General features: G+C 64.6%; 14 protein-coding genes and 1 other RNA gene. 7 read left to right on the forward strand and 8 right to left on the reverse strand.

Annotated elements, in window-relative coordinates:
• Window position 1: 1 nt before the first annotated feature.
• The 8 genes from FS320_RS05025 to FS320_RS05060 all read right to left on the reverse strand — a co-directional run bounded on the left by FS320_RS05025 (window position 2) and on the right by FS320_RS05060 (window position 8,360).
• Window positions 2-1,435: a UDP-N-acetylmuramoylalanyl-D-glutamyl-2,6-diaminopimelate--D-alanyl-D-alanine ligase gene (locus tag FS320_RS05025; RefSeq protein WP_152709917.1), complete on the reverse strand. Its 1,434-nt coding sequence runs from the start codon at window positions 1,433-1,435 to the stop codon at window positions 2-4.
• Entirely contained in the window at window positions 1,432-2,886 is a 1,455-nt protein-coding gene (locus tag FS320_RS05030) for a UDP-N-acetylmuramoyl-L-alanyl-D-glutamate--2,6-diaminopimelate ligase (RefSeq protein ID WP_420846702.1), read from the reverse strand. The genes FS320_RS05025 and FS320_RS05030 overlap by 4 nt, the downstream gene beginning before the upstream one ends.
• An 11-nt stretch (window positions 2,887-2,897) precedes the next feature.
• Complete coding sequence (locus tag FS320_RS05035; RefSeq protein ID WP_244626976.1) at window positions 2,898-4,715, reverse strand: peptidoglycan D,D-transpeptidase FtsI family protein; 1,818 nt, start codon at window positions 4,713-4,715, stop codon at window positions 2,898-2,900.
• A 68-nt stretch (window positions 4,716-4,783) separates the two neighbouring features.
• Window positions 4,784-5,179, reverse strand: coding sequence for a cell division protein FtsL (gene ftsL / locus FS320_RS05040; RefSeq protein WP_152709923.1), 396 nt, complete (start codon window positions 5,177-5,179; stop codon window positions 4,784-4,786).
• The gene (gene rsmH, locus FS320_RS05045; RefSeq protein WP_152709925.1) at window positions 5,176-6,225 is read right to left on the reverse strand and encodes a 16S rRNA (cytosine(1402)-N(4))-methyltransferase RsmH; all 1,050 of its coding nucleotides are present in this window, start codon (window positions 6,223-6,225) and stop codon (window positions 5,176-5,178) included. Before rsmH ends, ftsL begins: the two co-directional genes overlap by 4 nt.
• On the reverse strand, window positions 6,222-6,719 hold the full coding sequence (gene mraZ, locus FS320_RS05050) for a division/cell wall cluster transcriptional repressor MraZ (RefSeq protein WP_152709928.1): 498 nt from the start codon (window positions 6,717-6,719) through the stop codon (window positions 6,222-6,224). The genes rsmH and mraZ overlap by 4 nt, the downstream gene beginning before the upstream one ends.
• Before the next feature lie 310 nt (window positions 6,720-7,029).
• Window positions 7,030-7,410: RNase P RNA component class A (gene rnpB, locus FS320_RS05055), an RNA gene on the reverse strand.
• Between the two features lie 152 nt (window positions 7,411-7,562).
• On the reverse strand, window positions 7,563-8,360 hold the full coding sequence (locus FS320_RS05060; protein WP_162002832.1) for a lytic transglycosylase domain-containing protein: 798 nt from the start codon (window positions 8,358-8,360) through the stop codon (window positions 7,563-7,565).
• A gap of 295 nt (window positions 8,361-8,655) precedes the next feature.
• On the opposite strand from FS320_RS05060, the gene FS320_RS05065 reads away from it, so the two are divergent.
• From FS320_RS05065 to istA, 7 genes are all read left to right on the forward strand, one after another.
• Complete coding sequence (locus FS320_RS05065; protein WP_152709932.1) at window positions 8,656-8,934, forward strand: glycine zipper domain-containing protein; 279 nt, start codon at window positions 8,656-8,658, stop codon at window positions 8,932-8,934.
• Window positions 8,935-9,021: 87 nt separating this feature from the next.
• Window positions 9,022-9,747, forward strand: a complete 726-nt coding sequence (locus FS320_RS05070; protein WP_152709934.1) for a TerB family tellurite resistance protein — start codon at window positions 9,022-9,024, stop codon at window positions 9,745-9,747.
• A gap of 4 nt (window positions 9,748-9,751) precedes the next feature.
• The gene (locus tag FS320_RS05075) at window positions 9,752-10,519 is read left to right on the forward strand and encodes an N-acetylmuramoyl-L-alanine amidase (RefSeq protein WP_152709936.1); all 768 of its coding nucleotides are present in this window, start codon (window positions 9,752-9,754) and stop codon (window positions 10,517-10,519) included.
• An 81-nt stretch (window positions 10,520-10,600) separates the two neighbouring features.
• On the forward strand, window positions 10,601-12,118 hold the full coding sequence (locus tag FS320_RS05080; RefSeq protein WP_152709938.1) for an efflux RND transporter periplasmic adaptor subunit: 1,518 nt from the start codon (window positions 10,601-10,603) through the stop codon (window positions 12,116-12,118).
• A 10-nt stretch (window positions 12,119-12,128) separates the two neighbouring features.
• On the forward strand, window positions 12,129-12,851 hold the full coding sequence (locus FS320_RS05085) for an ATP-binding cassette domain-containing protein (protein ID WP_162002833.1): 723 nt from the start codon (window positions 12,129-12,131) through the stop codon (window positions 12,849-12,851).
• Window positions 12,848-13,996: an ABC transporter permease gene (locus FS320_RS05090; RefSeq protein WP_244626977.1), complete on the forward strand. Its 1,149-nt coding sequence runs from the start codon at window positions 12,848-12,850 to the stop codon at window positions 13,994-13,996. Before FS320_RS05085 ends, FS320_RS05090 begins: the two co-directional genes overlap by 4 nt.
• A partial coding sequence (gene istA, locus FS320_RS05095; protein ID WP_192926249.1) for an IS21 family transposase occupies window positions 13,953-14,822 on the forward strand: 870 nt, incomplete at its 3' end. The genes FS320_RS05090 and istA, both read left to right, overlap by 44 nt.

Raw genomic sequence — 14,822 nt, forward strand, 5'->3', positions numbered from 1 at the left:
ATCATCCTTTCAGCGCGTGGGCCGTCGAGCTCGCGCCGTAACGTTCTTTCAAAGCTTTGACAACCAGGGCCATCTTCATGCTGAGCGAGCCCTTGACGGTGATGGCATCGCCGGGGCGAACCGCCGCGCAGACGGCATCGACCAACTCGGCGGAGGTCTCCGCATGGGTTGCGACCTTGGCCTGCGGCAAAGCATCGACGAGGTTCTTCATCAAGGGACCGGCCGCGAACAGCAGGTCGATCCTGTTCGACTCGACCGCTTCGGCAAGCTCCGCGTGCAGGCGCGGACCCGTCTCGCCCAATTCCTTCATGTCGCCCAGGACAACGATCCGCCGCGCGCCGCGGCCGAGTTCGACGGTGCCGAGATTGGCGAGCGCCGCGCGCATGGAGGCCGGATTGGCGTTGTAGCTCTCATCGATCAGCAGAGCCTCGCTGTCGCCGATGGCGAGGACGGTCCGCTCGCCGCGTCCGACCGGGGGCTTCAGTTCGGCGAAGGAAAGCGCCACGAGCGTGAGATCGGCGCCGAGCGCATGGGAGGCCGCAAGCACGCTCAAGGAATTCAGCGCGATGTGCCGGCCGGCCGTGCCGATCTTGTAGGTCAGGGGCTGGCCGAAGACCGTGGCGTCCACGACCGAATGATCGGGCTTCACGATGATGCGGTGAGCGCGAATGTCCGCCGCCTCGTGCTCGCCGAAGGTGATCACACGGCCCGCCGCGGACGCGTAGGCGTGGGCGCGCATGCGCTCGAAATACGCATTGTCGCGGCTGATCACTGCCGTGCCGCCGGGCTCGAGGCCGGAGAAGATCTCGCCCTTGGCATCGGCGATGCCCCAGAGCGAAGGAAAGAACTCGATATGGACCGGCTCGACCGTGGTGATGACCGCCACATGCGGACGGACCATGCCCGTCAGCGGCAGGATCTCGTGTGCATGATTCATGCCGATTTCGAACACGCCGAAAGTGGTCTCGCGTGGCATGCGGACAAGCGTCAGCGGCACGCCCCAATGATTGTTGTAGGAGGCCACGGACGCATGGGTCGCGCCATGGCGTGCCAGCGAGAGCCGCATGGCCTCCTTCGTGCCGGTCTTGCCGACGGAGCCGGTGATCGCGACGATCTTCGCATCGGTGCGCTTGCGCGCGGCGCGCGCCATCTGACGCATGGCCTCGAGCACGTCCGGCACGACGATGAGCCTGTCGGAGTCCCTGAAGGCAGGAGCCTTTTCCTCGGACACGACCGCAGCCGACGCGCCCTTCTCCAGAGCCGCCGCCACGAAATCGTGCCCGTCATGCACATCGCCCCTGATGGCGAAGTAGAGATCGCCCGGCTCCAGGGTGCGCGTATCGATGGATGCACCCGTCGCCTGCGCAAAGCCGCCGCCGAGGCGGGCGCCTGTGGCGGCTGCGATCTCATCCGATGTCCAAAGGGGCGAATTCATCCCTGCCTCTCCGCAATGGCCGCCCGGACCTCGTCGTGGTCCGAGAACGGCAGGGTCCGGTCGCCGATGATTTGGCCCGTTTCATGGCCTTTGCCGGCGACGACCAGAATATCGCCGTCCCGAAGCTCGTTCACGGCCGTGCGGATCGCCTCAGCGCGATCGCCGATCTCGCGGGCGCCGGGCGCACCTTTCATGACTTCGGCGCGGATCGCAGCCGGATCCTCGGAACGAGGATTATCGTCCGTGACGATGACAAGATCCGCCTTCTCCGAGGCGATGCGTCCCATGAGCGGACGTTTTCCCCGATCCCTGTCGCCGCCGCAGCCGACGACGCAGACGAGGCGTCCCTTCACGAAGGGGCGCAGGGCATCGAGCACGTGAGCCAGCGCATCGGGCTTGTGGGCGTAGTCGACGATGCAGATGGCGCCATCCACCTCGCCCACCTGCTCCAGGCGGCCGGACACGCCTTTCAGAGTCTTGAAGCCCTCAAGCACCTCGGCTGCCCTGCCCTCGCCTTCGACGGCGAGAACGAGGCCTGCGGCGACGAGAGCATTCTCGACCTGGAAGGCACCCAGCAGCGGCAGCGTCGTCCGGACGGTTGTCCCAAAAGCCTCGACGGTCAGCACCTGCGTGAATTCTTCCGCGCGGACTTCGACGAGACGGATCGTCTCGCCCATGCTGCCGGTCGTGAAGAGTTTCAGGCCGCGATGGCGCACACCATCCAGAAACACGTCCGCATAAGGACCGTCCACATTGATGATGGCGGGTGCATCGCCTGGCAGCAGGGTATCGAACAGGCGCATCTTCGCCTTGGCATAGGCCTCGGTCGTGGCGTGATAATCGAGGTGATCACGGCCGAGATTGGTGAAGCCTGCAGCCTGCAGGCGCACGCCGTCGAGACGGCGCTGGTCGATGCCGTGCGAGGAAGCCTCCATGGCGAGGCGCGTAACGCCGTCGTTCGCCAGGCGGTCGAAGCTCTCGTGCAGGGAGATCGGGTCCGGAGTCGTCAGCGAGCCATAGGCCGCGCCATCCGACGTGATGATGCCAAGCGTGCCGACGCTGGCGGATTTGTAGCCCAGATGGGCGAAAAGCTGGCGTGTGAAATCGGCCACCGAACTCTTGCCGCTCGTGCCCGTAACGGCGACGACCTTCTCCGGCTGCTTCGGATAGAAGCGTGCAGCCGCTAGAGCGAGCGCCCGGCGGACATCGCTGACCCGCACATAGGCGACCTGACCCGGCAGATCCGATGGACGTTCCGCTTCGCCGACAATGGCGACTGCTCCGGCAGTCACGGCCTGCGGCACGAAGCTCATGCCGTCCACCTTCGTGCCCGGCACGGCAAAGAACAGGGTGCCCCGCTCCACCTTGCGGCTGTCGGAGGCGACCTTCGAAACAGCGAGAGGGGCATGCTCATGCCCCTGCGCTTCAGCCATCAGATCGCCGAGATGCATGCTGCGTGCGCTCATCGGTTGCTGCCCCAGGCACCGAGGCGGGACATGAGCGGGAACGGCTGCGCCGGCGGCTCGAAGCGCGGCGGCACGCCGAGCAGCGGCGCCACGCGCTCGACCACATTGCCGGTCACCGGGCCGGCATTCCAGCCTGCGGTCGAGAAGCCATAGGTGCCCTCCACCGCCTGCGGCTCGTCCATGATGGTGAGGAACACGTATTTGGGCTTGTCGGCCGGCACCACCGCCGTGAAGGTGGTGAGGTTCTTGTTCTTGGAATAGCGACCGTTGATCACCTTCTCGGCCGTGCCGGTCTTGCCGCCCACGAAGAAGCCCGCGATGGCGGCCGCGCTCGCCGAGCCTTCCGGCGTCGACGCGTTGAGACGCATCACATAGCGCATGGCCTCGCTCGTCTCAGGTTTGATCACCTGAAGGGCATTCTGCCGCGCTTCGGCTTCGGTGCGCTTCAGGAAGGTCGGCTTGATCATCACACCGCCATTCACCAGCGCGCCGACGGCCATCAAAGCCTGCAAAGGTGCGACCGCGAGGCCGTGGCCGAAGGCAATGGTCATAGTGTTGAGCTCGCCCCAGCGCGGCGGGACGATCGGCAGAGCGTTCTCAGGCAGTTCGGTCTCAAGACGTGAGAGCTGGCCCATCTTGCGCAGGAAGGCCTTGTGGCCCTCGACGCCGATGCCGAGCGCCATGCGCGCCGTGCCGATGTTCGAGGAATGCACGAACACTTCCGGCGTGGAGAGCACCCGGTGCGTGGCGTGGTAGTCGCCGATGGTGAACTTGCCGTAGCGCAGCCCGGAGCGCGCATCGAAGGTCGAGTTGATGTTGTACTTACCGGAATCGAGCGCCATCGCGACGGTGAGGGCCTTGAAGGTCGAGCCCATCTCGAACACGCCGACATTGATACGGTTGATCCGATCCTTTTCGAGCGCGTCGACCGGATTGTTGGGATCGTAGTCCGGCAACGACACGAGAGCGATGATCTCGCCCGTATTTACGTCCAGGACCGCACCTGCGGTAGCCTTGGCCTTGAACTTCGCCATGCCTTTGGCAAGCTCGTCGCGAAGCGCATGCTGCACGCGCAGATCGAGAGACAGCTGGATGGGCTTCAGGTCGGCGGCAGAAATGTTGAAGCCCGCGCCGTTGAGGTCCTGCAGACCCATGCTGTCGATGTATTTCTCGATGCCGGCGATGCCCACATTGTCCACGTTGGCGAAGCCGAGCACGTGTGCGGCGGCCTCCGCGTTCGGATAGACGCGCTTGTTCTCCGGCAGGAAGCCGATGCCAGGGATTCCGAGGCGATGCACTTCCGCCTGCTGGCGTGGCGTGATCTCGCGCTTGACCCAGACGAAACCCTTCCTGGTGCTGAGCTTGTTGCGCAGGTCCGTCGCGTCGAGGTCGGGCAGCACGGCGGTCAGGAGCTCGACCGCCTCGTCCTTGTCGACGATGTTGCGCGGCTCGGCGAAGACGGAGACCATCTTCACGTCGGTGGCGAGAATTTCGCCGTTGCGATCGACGATGTCGGGGCGGGCCGCGGAAATTTCAGACGAAGCCGCGCGGCGCACTTCGCTCGTGTTCTCGCTCGTGACCGCAAGATAAACCAGTCGACCGCCGATGAGGCTGAACAAGCCGACGAAGCAGGCCGCAGCGAGACCCACGCGCGACGTGCTCTTGTCATGGCGCAGGCGAAACAGCTCTCGGGCGTGTCCGAGCACGCCGCGCTTAATGCGTCGCGCGGAAAAGTGGCTCCGGCTTTCCGCATCCAGCGATGCGTCACTCAAAGGCGCGAGCATTGGATCGGTTCCGAAAGTGGTGTCCACCATTGGATCCGATGCTCTATGGGGAAGGCTCTTACCCTGCCATTCGGTTTGGGGCTCTTGCAACACGAGGCTCACCGTTTCGGGGTTTGGGTCGTCGGGGTGCGGGCGTCCGAATTCTTGTCCTTCGGCGTCGATGTGGGCTCGAGAAGCCCGAGCGCCTCGAGCTTGCGGCCGATCTCGTCCTCGCGTGAAGGACGGTTCGGCAGGTCGGACAAGCGCGCGAGTTGCTGGATCTTCAGGGGCTGCAGATCGAGATGCTTGTCGGCCGCTTCCTGAAGTCGGTCAGGGCGGTCGAGATATTGCCATTCGGCCTGCAGCACCGCGATGGCCTCGCGCTCGCGCTGCAACTTGGACTTCAGCTTCGCCACCTGCTCGGCATAATAGAGCGTGTCGTATTTGATCGAATAGGCATATCCTGCCGATGCGATGAGAGCAGAGATCGCGATAATGTGGAGCAGCCGGATCATCGGCGCCCTCCCCGTTTTTCAGCCGTCTGCGGCAACTCGGCCAGCATGGTGATGGCGCTCAAAGGCTCCTGCGGCGGCGTGTCCGTGCGCGCGCCAGCCCGGAGCTTTGCCGAGCGCGCCCGCGGATTGCGCGCCATTTCCTGGTCGCTCGGCCCCACAGGCCCCCTGGTGATCGCATCGAAAGTAGGCTCAGGTGCGGCGGCTGTCGGCAGATGGCGCGAGCCGGTAGCGGCGCGCCCGGTGCGGGCCGCGAAGAACTGCTTCACGATGCGGTCCTCGAGCGAATGGAACGTGACAACCACAAGACGGCCGCCAGGCTTCAGAATGCCCTCGGCTGCGTGCAACGCACGCACCAGCTCGCCGAGCTCGTCATTGACCGCGATGCGCAGCCCCTGGAACACACGGGTGGCCGGATGAATGCCGCTGGGTTCCTGGCGGATCAGCGAGGCGACGAGATCGGCCAGCTGACGCGTGGTCTCGAACGGCTGGCGGCGGCGCATCTCGATGATGGCGCGCGCGACCGCGCGGGCGCGCCGCTCCTCGCCGTAGTGATAGAAGATATCGGCGAGCTCGGCCTCGGAGGATTCATTGACAAGATCGGCCGCGCTTGGGCCGCTCTGCTCCATGCGCATGTCGAGCGGACCGTCATTGCGGAATGAGAAGCCGCGCTCGGCCTGATCGAGCTGCATGGACGACACGCCGATGTCGAGCACGACACCGTCGACGCTCTCAAAACCCTGCGCGCGCGCGACCTCGTCGAGATCGCCGAAGCGACCGGAAACGAGCATCAGGCGCTTCTTGAATTTGGCCGCAAGGGAAGCTCCGCCCGCGATCGCATCGGGATCGCGGTCGATGGCAATGACCTTGTTCTGGGGGTGTCCATCGAGAATGGCGCGCGTATATCCACCCGCGCCGAACGTGCCGTCGATGAAAGCGCCGCCGCGCGTCACATCGAGCGCTGTGCCAACCTCCTCCAGGAGAACAGGAACGTGACGGGACGGTCCGCCAGCGGCTCCGGCTCCTGGGCCGTCGCCGCGTCCCATCATCGTTCCCGCACTCCTGGTGAGGTATTCTGCACTAACCTTGGCTCCACAACTCGGCTGCTCAATGCTTTCTTCAGGTCTCGGACCTTCGTGCGCGCCTCCTCCAAGTGCGCACGGAAGCGCTCGGGCTCCCAAATCTGGAACTTGTGACCAAGTCCGACGAACGTCACCGTATCGCCGATCCCGGCATGCACTTTTACCGTATCCGTCAGGATGACACGCCCCTCCGGATCGACTTTCAGAATCTCGCTTGTCCCGAACAACGCCGTCGACAGATGATCCCGCTCGTCCGAATAGGGCGACAGCGTCGACAAGAACGCATCGATCTCGTTCAGAAGCACGTTGCCGCCTGCGTCCAATGCCTGCGCGTCCAGCGCCGGATGTACGTAGAGCCCCTCGAATCCATCCTTGGCCAACACGGCCCGGAAGGACGCGGGGATCGAGACGCGACCCTTCGAATCCAACTTGTTGGTGAAATTGGACACGAAGCGGTTCATTGGCCGCAGCTCGCACGCTCCTGATTGTCAGCCCCCAGGCGGATCTTGAGGATCCACCACCCGCAGTCGGTGGTGACGCTACTTCCCGAAGCAGAACGCCAGCATTTCTTGAGTGCTTGACGCTCCCTTCGGAAGACACCGTCGACGGGATGGTTTGGGATAACATGGGATAATATGGGCGTCAACGGAACGGAGGTCGAGGACACGCCTCATGGCATGCACTCCCCATGAGACGCATTTACAGTTAATGAATCGTAAGCAGAGCAACGGTTTGCTCCGCTTTCTTACAAAATCGGGCCTGTGGAAAGATGGGGTCAGCCGGCCTGTAAGCCGGGTTCTGTAGGGCCCAAAGTCTAAGACCTTGGACGTGGCGACCATTCCTCTGGGACGATCATTGCTGACCGCCTCAAGCAACCAACCCGGACGACGAGCCTGGAAGCAGGCCTGGCGCGAACGCCTGTCGTCCCTATTCGGTTTTGCTCCTGGTGGGGTTTACCTTGCCGTCCACATTGCTGCGTCCGCGGTGCGCTCTTACCGCACCCTTTCACCCTTACCCCGTATACGGGGCGGTCTGCTCTCTGTGGCACTTTCCCTAGGGTTTCCCCCGCCGGACGTTATCCGGCACCTTGCTTCCATGGAGCCCGGACTTTCCTCCCCGAGCTAGGCTCGAAGCGGCCGCCCGGCCGGCTGACGATGGGATGTGGTGCCAAACGCCCCCTCACGTCAAGGGTCCAGCGCATCGTGCGGAAAAGTGGCTCCGGTTTTCGGCCGATCGATGCGCCACTCAGGAAGAAGCATCGGAGGTTCCCAAAAGTTTGAAAACCCACCTTTGGACCCGATGCCCTAGTCGGCCGCTGCCGTAATCACCTGTACCTTGGCGCAATAGGCGCGCGAGGCACCCGTCATGGTCTGCGTCCGATGACCGAACTGATAGCGCAGGATGGTGCCGCAGGTATCGCCGCCGGCGAGCCTGTACGCCTTGGCGAGATACTTCAAGCCATAGCGGAGATTCGTTTCCGCATCGAGAAGACCCGCAGCTAGGCCCTGATAACCGAGGGATTGCGCGGTGCGGAAATTGATTTGGGTCAGGCCCATGTTCGGGCCGTTGCGAGCGCCGGCATTGTAGCGGCTCTCGAGGCGAACGACGGCATCGGCTAGTTCGTACGGCAAGCCGTTCTCGGACGCGTAGCGGGTGATGAGCGGCTTGAGAGCATTGCCACGAACGGCATCGGGTTGCCGGAGCTTCAGCTTGGCGTCCACCGGGGTTGAAGGAAGGGACGCGGTCTCGTCGCCGGCCTCCTCTTCCTCGGATGGAGCAGCGGCCTGGACTGCCGGCTTGGACTGGGATTTGCCGCCCTGAGTTCGGTCAGCCTTGGCCGCGACGGCAGCGTCCTTCGGCTTCTTCTTGTCCGAGCCCTTGGCAGCCTTCGCGGACTTTTGGCCATCGGCCGCTTCGGCAGTCTCTTCCTCCGCCACGGCTGCAGCCTCGGCGGCCGCAGCACGAACGAACTCCTCGGCCTTGTCGGGGGAAATGACGTTATCGGCATTTCCTCCTTCGGCCCGCGCTTCCGCGGCCAGAATCAGCGCCGCCGCACCGAGAAACGCAATCACGAGGGTTCTGAGCAGATGTTGCCAAGTCAAACCGATACTCCAGCCGGCACAAATCGGAAGGCGCGGTCGGTGACGGCCAAATAAGGCTAAGATGAGGCGCTTCAGGCCGCATATTTGTTCAGAACACGTTCAAGCCTGAGCGTGTTCCCTCGGCATTGCATGGCTTTGCGGGCTCGATTCTAGCCTTGGGCAAATTTGGAATTTTTTCGACAGCTTATCCGGAATGGGGAGGAACTCTTTCCCTGTCCGGGAGTTGGCGACAGCGTAAGGTCAAGCTAAACAGGAATGGGCAGCCTACCGCCCGCTCAACAACAGGGAAGCCTCCATGAAGAAGATCATGACAGCCATTGCCGCCGGTGCCCTCACCCTCTCGATGGCAGCCTGCAATACCCCCGGCGAGCGCGCAGTCGGCGGCGCTGCAATCGGCGGCCTTGCTGGTGCGGCCATTGGCGGTGCAGCCACGGGTCGTGGCAGCGGCGCTCTGGCGGGTGCGGCCATCGGTGCTGCCGGTGGCGCAATGGTCGGCGCAGCAACGACTCCGGCTCGTCCGGCTTGCCCCTACGGCACTTATCAGGACGTCTACGGCAACGTTTACTGCCGCTGATCGCGCATCCGAGATCGAATTTAAGGGGTCGGGACATTCCCGGCCCCTTTCCTTTTGCCCGCACTTAAGCGTACGACGACTCTCAAGATGATTCAGTCGATTTGGGGTAAGTTGGGTGGCGCCGGCATTGGGCTCGCATTGGGCGGACCGATCGGTGCTCTCCTGGGTGGTGTGGCCGGCCACGTTCTCATTGACCGCGAGGGCGCTCCTTTCGGAAAGCCGCCGCGCGACGTGCTGTTCACCATGGGTCTCGTCGCGCTCGCTGCCAAAATGGCGAAGGCCGACGGCGTCGTGGTCGATGTCGAGGTCAGGGCCTTCGAGCAGATCGTCGAGGTACCGGAAAGCGAGCACGACAAGGTGGAACGTCTGTTCAACCTCGCCACGCAGACCTCAGACGGTTTCGAGGCTTATGCCCGCCAGATCGGCGACGCCTTCAAGGAAGAGCCTGCCCTGCTCGAGGATGTGCTCGACGGTCTGTTCCATATCGCCAAGGCGGACGAGGCCATCCATGAGGCGGAGTACGCCTACCTTAAGGATGTGGCGACGATCTTCGCCTTCTCGGATAAGGATTTTGAGCGCATCGCCGCCCGGCACGTCAAGCGCGCGGATGATCCCTACCTCATCCTCAAGGCCGACCGAGGCATGAGCGACGAGGAGTTGAAGCGGCACTACCGCAGGCTCGTGGCTGAGAACCATCCCGATCGGGAGATCGCCCGCGGGCTGCCGCCCGAAGCGGTGAAGATCGCAACCGAGCGCGTGGCCACCATCAACGCCGCCTGGGAACGAATCGCCGCCGAGCGGAACCTCAGGTGACGGCATGAGCGCTCTGTCCCCGGAGAGCCCGGTCGCCAGCAAGGTGTTTCCGTCGCCCAACCACGGAGAGCGCAAGGACGGCCAGCGCCCCAGCATGCTCATTCTCCACTACACGGGCATGCCGGACGAAGGCGAGGCTCTGCAGTGGCTGTGCAATCCCGTGTCGCAGGTTTCCGCCCATTACTTCGTGTTCGGCGATGGGCGCGTTCTCCAGCTCGTGCCAGAAATGCGTCGGGCCTGGCATGCGGGCCTCTCCTCCTGGGACGGGGAGGCTGATATCAACTCCTGCTCCATCGGCATCGAGATCGCCAATACCGGCCATCCGGGCGGCCTGCCGCCCTACCCCGACGCGCAGATCGAAAGCGTTGCGGCCTTGGCCAAGGATATCGTCACCCGCTGGCGCATTCCGGCAACCCGCGTTCTCGGCCATTCCGACGTCGCACCCGGCCGCAAGGTCGATCCGGGCGAGCTGTTTCCCTGGCCTCGCCTGCACGAGGCGGGCGTCGGCCACTGGGTTGCCCCGTCCGCCATGAGCGACGGCCGCTTCTTCTCGCGCGGCGACCAGGGCATGCCCATCGAAGCCCTGCAGGCTATGCTCGCCATGTACGGCTATGAGGTGAAGATCAGCGGTGTCTTCGACGAGGACACGGAAAAGGTGGTTTCCGCGTTCCAGCGGCATTTCCGGCCGGAGCGCGTCGACGGTGTCGCCGATGCCTCCACCATCATGACCCTGCGCAACCTGATCGCCACGCGGCCCCAGACTGCCGCATGACAAAGAGTTAACTCGCAACACTATAGGAAATCGGCCACAATCGGCCCTCATGACATTCCCTGTCTTGCAGAGGGTTCTTCGGTGCGTCGCGTCTGGTTGTGGTTGATCGGCATTTTCCTTGTGGCAGCGACCGCCGGCTTCGTGCTTTGGAAGCCCACGGGTGGCAACGCCTCCGATCAGGCCTATCGCCTTGGCGCGGTGGATCGCGGCCCCATCACGGCGAGCGTCCGCGCGACCGGCACGCTCAACCCCGTCACGACGGTTCTGGTCGGATCACAGCTCTCCGGCCAGGTGGTCGAGATCCTTGCCGACTACAATACGCCCGTGAAGGAAGGCCAGGTGGTGGCCCGCCTTTACGCCGAGCAGATCAAGGCGCGCCGTGACGCGGCCCTGGCGGATCTCGCCCAGGCGAAGGCCGATCTCGACACCAAACGCGCGCAGATCGACAAGGCACGTTCCTCCCAGCAGCGGTCGGAGGCACAGGCGGACGATCTTCAGGCGCAGCGCGACCGGACCCAGGCGCAACTCGCCGAAGCGCAACGCAATCTCGACCGGCAGAGGGAGCTGACCACCCGTGCGGTAGGAACCCAGACGGCGCTGGAACAGGCCGGAACGCAGGTCGACATTCAGAAGGCCAACCTCGTTGCGGCCGAAGCGCAGATCGCGTCCAACAAGGCGGAGCTGGAAGGTCTCAAGGCGGATCTCGCCCTGGCCGAAGCAGGCGTGAAATCGGCAGAGGCGGTCATCCTTCAGCGGCAGGCGAAGCTGAAGGACATCGAGATCGATCTCGCCCGGACCGAGATCAAGTCCCCGGTCGATGGTGTCGTGGTGAAGCGCGACATCGAACTGGGCCAGACCGTCGCCGCCTCGCTCTCCGCACCGACTCTGTTCACGATCGCGCAGGATCTGCGAGCGATCGATATCTACGCCAATATCGACGAGGCGGATGTGGGTCGTCTCAGAGACGGGCAGAAGGTGACCTTCACGGTCAACGCTTATCCGAACCGCACCTTCGAGGGCAGCGTTCGCATGGTCCGCCTGGCTGCGCAGACGGTGCAGAACGTGGTCACCTATACGGCGGTCATCGGCGTGAGAAATCTGGACCAGGCACTCCTGCCCGGCATGACGGCGAACCTCCAGATCGTCACGGATGAGCGCGAGGACGTTCTGCGCATCCCGAATGCGGCTTTACGCTTCCGGCCATCCGCTGCTGTCGAGTCAAGTGGGCCGAGAAGCGTCGCGCAGGATGGCCAGACGCCGAGACGGCGACCGCGTCAGCAGGAGGATCAAGCCGCAGGCGGCGAGGGACGGAGCGCTGCGCCCGAGGGCCAGGGTCTGCAGCGGCGGACACGCAGCGAGCAGGCTCAGTTCATGCAGGACGAAGGAACGCGCGCGCGCATCTACCGCGTCGGACAGGACGGCAATCCGCAGGCGGTGCCCGTGCGCTTGGGCGTGACTGACGGCGCCTATACGGAGATCATCCGTGGCGATCTGCAGGAAGGCGCGGCCATCATCATCGGAGCGCAGCGCTCCGACGCGGCGGAGGAGACGAACGGCTCGGCCGCCAACCGCCGCCCGCGCCCGCCGCGCATGTTCTGAGGAGCATCCAGTGGCTCTCATCGAAGCGCGCGATTTGAGACGTGCCTATGAACTCGATGCGGGCCACGTCGTATCGCTCGACGCTGTGTCGCTCGACATCGAGAAGGGCGATTTCGTCGCCGTGATGGGCCCGTCCGGTTCCGGCAAATCCACCTTCATGAATCTCATTGGATGTCTCGACAAACCGACCGGAGGCCACTATCGGCTCGCCGCCACCTCCGTTGAAAGCCTCGACGCCGACGGGCTGGCGCGACTGCGCAACCGCGAGATCGGTTTCGTCTTCCAGCAGTTCAACCTGTTGCCCCGCATCGATGCGTTGAGCAACGTCGAGCTCCCGATGATCTATGCGGGCTTCGACCGCAGGACACGCCGTGAACGGGCCCTGCATGCGCTCGGCCGTGTCGGCCTCGCCGAGCGGGCGCATCACCGCCCGATGCAATTGTCGGGTGGGCAGCAGCAGCGCGTCGCCATTGCGCGCGCGCTCGTCAACAGCCCGAGCCTGCTGCTCGCCGACGAGCCCACCGGCGCCCTCGACAGCCGCACGGCCAACGAAATCATGGCCCTGTTTCAGGAACTCAACCGCGAAGGCGTCACCATCGTGCTCGTCACGCATGATGCCGAAGTTGGGCGCCACGCGCGTCGCCTCGTGCGCTTCCGGGACGGCAGCGTGATCGAGGATCAGCGCCAAACACCCGTCGATGCACGCGCTCTCGCGCGGGAGGCTGCGGAATGAGACTGATCGAGGCCATGCGCTCCGCCCTATCCGCCATCGTGGCGAATGCCCTTCGCAGCCTGCTCACGATGCTCGGCATCGTCATCGGCGTGGCCGCCGTCATCGCCATGGTGGCGATCGGCTCGGGCGCACGCAATCTCGTGGACAGCCAGATCCGATCGCTCGGTGCGAACCTCGCCATCGTCACGCCCGGAAACGTAACCCAGGGCGGCGCAAGGCTCGGTGCGGGTGCGGCTTCATCGCTCACGGATGAAGACGCGGAGGCCATCCGCCGCGAGGTCGACGGCGTGGTCGCAGCAGCACCCTTCGTGCAGGGCGGCACGCAAGTTGTCGCGGGCGGCAGCAACTGGGGCACGCGCATCTACGGCATCGATCTCGACTGGTTCTCCGCGCGCGAATGGGACGTCGCGAGCGGACGGACCTTTGATCCCGAGGAGATCCGCCGCGGCGACATCGTCATTCTTCTTGGCCAGACGGTCGCCCGCAACCTCTTCGGAGAGGACGACCCCGTCGACCAGGTCGTGCGCGTGCGCAACGTGCCCTTCCGCGTGATCGGCGTCATGGCACCGAAAGGCCAATCGGCCTTCGGGCAGGATCAGGACGACATGATCTTCGTGCCGCTCGACGCTGGCCGCCGCCGGGTGATCGGACGCAACTATGCCAAAGACAGATCCGTAGGCTCGATCTTTGTCAAATTCGCCAACGAGAGCGACATCGAGCCTGGCATCGAGACCATGACGGAACTGCTGCGCCAGCGTCATCGCATCAACGGCGAGCAGGAGGACGATTTCTCGATCCGCAACCTGACGGAGATCGCCAACACCGCGTCTGCCTCCGCAAATACATTGTCCATGCTGCTGGCCGCCGTCGCGGCGGTCTCGCTGCTGGTCGGCGGCATCGGCATCATGAACATAATGCTGGTCTCGGTGACCGAGCGCACCCGCGAGATCGGCCTTCGCCTCGACGTCTGTAGCGCGACGCGCGAATGTGTGAGTAAGGCGACGGCCAGATTTACGAGATGTCGCCTCCGGTTGAAGTCGACCTACCGTGTCACGGGACGACACGGAGGAGCGCATGAGCCGGCTCGATCAGGAGGCTCGCATGACTATCAAGGCATTGGCGGCGCGGGGAGCGACCAACAGTGAGATCGCCCGCTTGCTGGGCGTGACGGAAGGCGCGGTTCGCTATCAGGTGAAGCGGTTCGAGAGGGGCCTGACCGATGGCCGCGCCCGCCAGCCTTTCAAGGCCGAGGCCGTTGCCGCCGCCATCGCGCAGTGGCGGGTCAGCCAGGCGGACGGTCCGATCAACCTGGCCGCCCTGCATGGCTGGCTGCGCTGCGAGCACGGCTACACCGGCAGCCTGAGATCGGTCCAGCGGTTCTGGCGGTCAGCCTATCCGGCTCCGGCCATCCGGGCCCGCCGGCGGGTCGAGACCCCTCCTGGGGCCCAGGCGCAGGTCGACTGGGCCTACTTCCCGGGCGTGATCCTGGCCGGCATCCCGACTGATCTTGTCGCCCTGCACATGGTGCTGTCGTTCAGCCGCAAGCCGGCAATCGTCTGGTCGCCGACCAAGGACATGCTGGCCTGGCTGGGCTGCCATTCGGCCTGCTTTACCCGCCTGGGCGGCGTGCCGGCGACCGTGCGCATCGACAACGAGAAGACCGCCATCGCCCGCGGGGCCGGCGCCTGGGGGGTGATCAATCCCACCTATCGCCGCTATGCGGCGACCATGACGTTCCACATCGACGCCTGTCCGCCGCGCCAGCCCCAATGCAAGGGGAAGGTGGAACGGCGGGTGCGCGATCAGCGTCTGGCGATCAATCCCTATGGCCGCCCCTATGCGAGCCTGGCCGAGCTGCAGCAGTGGACCGATGCGCGCATCGAGATCCTGTCCCACGAGCGGCGCTGCCCCGCCACCGGCTCAACCGTCGCCGAGGCCTGGGCCGAGGAGCGGGTGCGGCTGACCCGGGTG

Source organism: Microvirga tunisiensis (assembly GCF_009296175.1).
Taxonomy (GTDB): Bacteria; Pseudomonadota; Alphaproteobacteria; order Rhizobiales; family Beijerinckiaceae; genus Microvirga; species Microvirga tunisiensis.